Source organism: Nonomuraea mesophila (genome assembly GCF_004352805.1).
Lineage (GTDB): Bacteria > Actinomycetota > Actinomycetes > Streptosporangiales > Streptosporangiaceae > Nonomuraea > Nonomuraea longispora.
In genome coordinates this window covers 1-2,667 of the sequence record NZ_SMLD01000352.1, presented here as the reverse complement: position 1 = coordinate 2,667, position 2,667 = coordinate 1, and the positions used below count along the sequence as shown (strand labels likewise).

The 2,667-nt window shown below is 72.6% G+C and carries 2 protein-coding genes and 1 pseudogene; 1 reads left to right on the top strand and 2 read right to left on the bottom strand.

Features of this window, described 5'->3' with window-relative positions; all coding sequences use genetic code 11:
* Positions 1-76: 76 nt before the first annotated feature.
* Positions 77-508 (bottom strand): YciI family protein, encoded by a 432-nt coding sequence (locus E1295_RS47920; RefSeq protein ID WP_246081259.1) that lies wholly within the window; start codon positions 506-508, stop codon positions 77-79.
* A 187-nt stretch (positions 509-695) separates the two neighbouring features.
* Positions 696-1,346 (bottom strand): annotated as a pseudogene (locus E1295_RS52780) (YoaK family protein); the annotation flags it as partial.
* 376 nt (positions 1,347-1,722) lie between these two features.
* On the opposite strand from E1295_RS52780, the gene E1295_RS49575 reads away from it, so the two are divergent.
* On the top strand, positions 1,723-2,667 hold a 945-nt coding region (locus E1295_RS49575), incomplete at its 3' end, for a hypothetical protein (RefSeq protein WP_166427801.1).

The window sequence follows — 2,667 nt, the reverse complement described above, 5'->3', positions numbered from 1 at the left end:
GGGCGCTCGGGCCGGCGAGGCATGCCGTCAGGTGTTCCTGCGGGGTGGGCCCGTGCGATCCCAGCGTCGGGGTGTGTCAGTCGCTCGGCTCGTCCGCGCCGAGACGCTCGCGTAGCGCCTGCTCGCGCTCCCGGACCTGGGGCGGCATCGTGTCGTCCGGTACGTCCGAGGGGTCGAACACCTGCCACACGTCCAGCCCGATCCCTTCGTGCCCTGGAGGAACCGGTACGCGCAGCGCCCACTGGACGGCCTCCTGCCTGGACTTGACCTGGATCAGCCAGAAGCCGGCGATGAGCTCCTTGGCCTCGGCGAACGGCCCGTCGATCACCGTCGCCCTGCCATCGCTGTAGGAGATCTGAGCCCCGTACGAGCTCGGGTAGAGCCCTTCGGCCGCGAGCAGAACCCCCGCCTTGACCAGCGACTCGTTGAAGGCGTGCATATTGTCGACGAGCTCCTGGCTGGGCAGCGCCCCGGCCTCGACCTCCGCGTTGCTCTTGCCCACGATCATGAATTTCACCGGTGTGGTCCTTCCGTCCCGTGCCGCTTGTCATACAACGCGTCGTACGGCGCCGGCGCGGATCGACACGCATGTGGACACTATTGCGCGAAGACCCGCCCGTGGGCTCGGCAGCCTGCCCCTCGGCGACGCCCGAACGCGGCCGTAACCGGACGGAGCGGGCCGCGAAGGCGACGACGGCGAGCAGGACCGTGGCGGCGGCGAGCGCGGGCGCCGGACCGGTGATGACGTGCAGCGAGGCGCCCCCCAACGCCCCGGCGAACATGGCGGCGATGCCGGCGCACCGGCGCACAGCGTCTCGTCCCACGCCTTCGGCGAAGAGCGCGGTGAGGGTGGTCGTCAGGACGTTCGTGTTCATGTCGGGTACGGACAGCCGGCGTACGGACGCGCTCTGCATACCCATACCGCAGGCGAGCAGTGCGATGAGGGTGGCCTGCCCCGGCGGCTCCCGATGCCCGGCGAGCTCGGCCGTCACCAAGGCGGCCGCCACGAGCAGCGCGTGCACGGCGGTGAGCAGGACGAACGCCCGGCGCGGCTCGGCCACCCGCCGGGTCGCCCGGCCCGTGGCCCAGGCGCCCGCTGTGAAGGACACGAGGGCCACCGGCGATCCCCACAACGACAGCCGCTCCTCCCCGGCCAGCGCGAAGCCGAGGAAGACGATGTTGCCGGTCATGTTGGCGCTGAAGACGCCGCCCAGGGCGAGAAAGCTGACGGCGTCGACGATGCCGGTCACAACGGTCAGTACGACCAGCAGGGCGGGTACGGTGTCGTGCCGGTTGGCGCCAGGCGGGAACAGCTTGTCGGCGAACCACCGCAGCCCTCTCCTCACCCGCCCTCCCCGGCCGGCCGGTCAGGCGTCCCTCCCACACTCGTCCCCGAGGTGGGATATTTCGCCTTCCTCGCAGTCGGATACTCTCCGTAACGGCATGCCCCCGCAAACCCGACACGCTCAAACTCCTGCGCGGGCGCGCGGGAAGGCTTCCCCCGCGCAGGACGACCCCGGTGACAACCTCGATGACGACCTCGGCGGCGGTTTCGACGTCCCGCTCCGACGTCCCGCCCCGGCGGGTCGCCGCTCGGCCGCGGAGCACCGCCGGGTCGGCCCGTATCGCGCTTCTCGATGTGATCGCATGGGTTTGACCGGCGCGGGGTTGCCGCGTTACCGTCGGCGGCATGTCAGATCAATGTGAGCACATTGGATTACCGTGGGCCTGATCCGGCTGGTGCCGCTGGCAGGATCCCGCCGCCTCCTCTCCCTGGGGGCCTTCAGTGTGGGCGCGGCGGTGCTCGGGCCGCTCAGCACGATCCCGCTCGGCCGGCTGATCGACCACGGTGGCGTCATCGAGGTGGCCGCACTGCTGCTCGCCCTGCTGGGGCAGGAGTTCTGCGCGGCGCTGCGGGAACCGGCCGGGGCCGCCGCCGCCCGGCGCGTCGATGGTGTGCTGCGCGCGAGAGTGCGTGCCGCCGCGACGGCCATGCCGCTGGCGCGGCTGGAGAACCCTCAGGTGCAGGCCGACGTACGGCTGGCGCTGACCGGGCACCGCGGCAGGACGGCGGGCATGGCGGCGGTGGCACTGGCCGGAGAGGCGAGCCGGGCGGCGGCGGCGCTGTTCGGCGCCGCGGTGCTGGCCGCGCACGTGTGGTGGGTGGCCGCGGTCGCGCTGGCCCTGTCGGTCGCGCAGAACCGCCGCATCGCCGCGCTGCTCGTCGGCCCTGGTGGCGCGGAGTCCCTGGCCGACAGCCCCGAGCAGGTCCTGCGCCTGCGCCGGGCCGGCTACCTGGCCGAGCTCACCGGCGGCCCCGTCGCGGCGAAGGAGGTCCGCGTCTTCGGCGTGGACGGATTCCTCATCGGCCGGTACGCCGCCGTCATGCGCGCGTTCCTGACCCCGCAGGCACGTGGACGCCGGGCCGTCGTGCACGGGTACGGCGTCGTGCTGGCGCTGCAACTGTTCGGTGCCGCCGGTACGTTCGGGGCGCTGGCCTGGCTGGCCGCAGCCGGCACGCTGACGGCCGCCGCCCTGGCCCAGAGCGTGCTGGCCGCCTTGCTGGTCTTCGCCTACGGTGCGGGCGGCCACCACATGTTCGAGATCGCCCACGGGAGCAAGCCGTACCAGGCGGTCATGCGCCTTCTGGACCAGCCCCCCACGGCC

Coding starts and splice junctions, on each gene's coding strand:
- E1295_RS47920 (WP_246081259.1), bottom strand. CDS start 508: ATGATCGTGGGCAAGAGCAACGCGGAGGTCGAGGCCGGGGCGCTGCCC.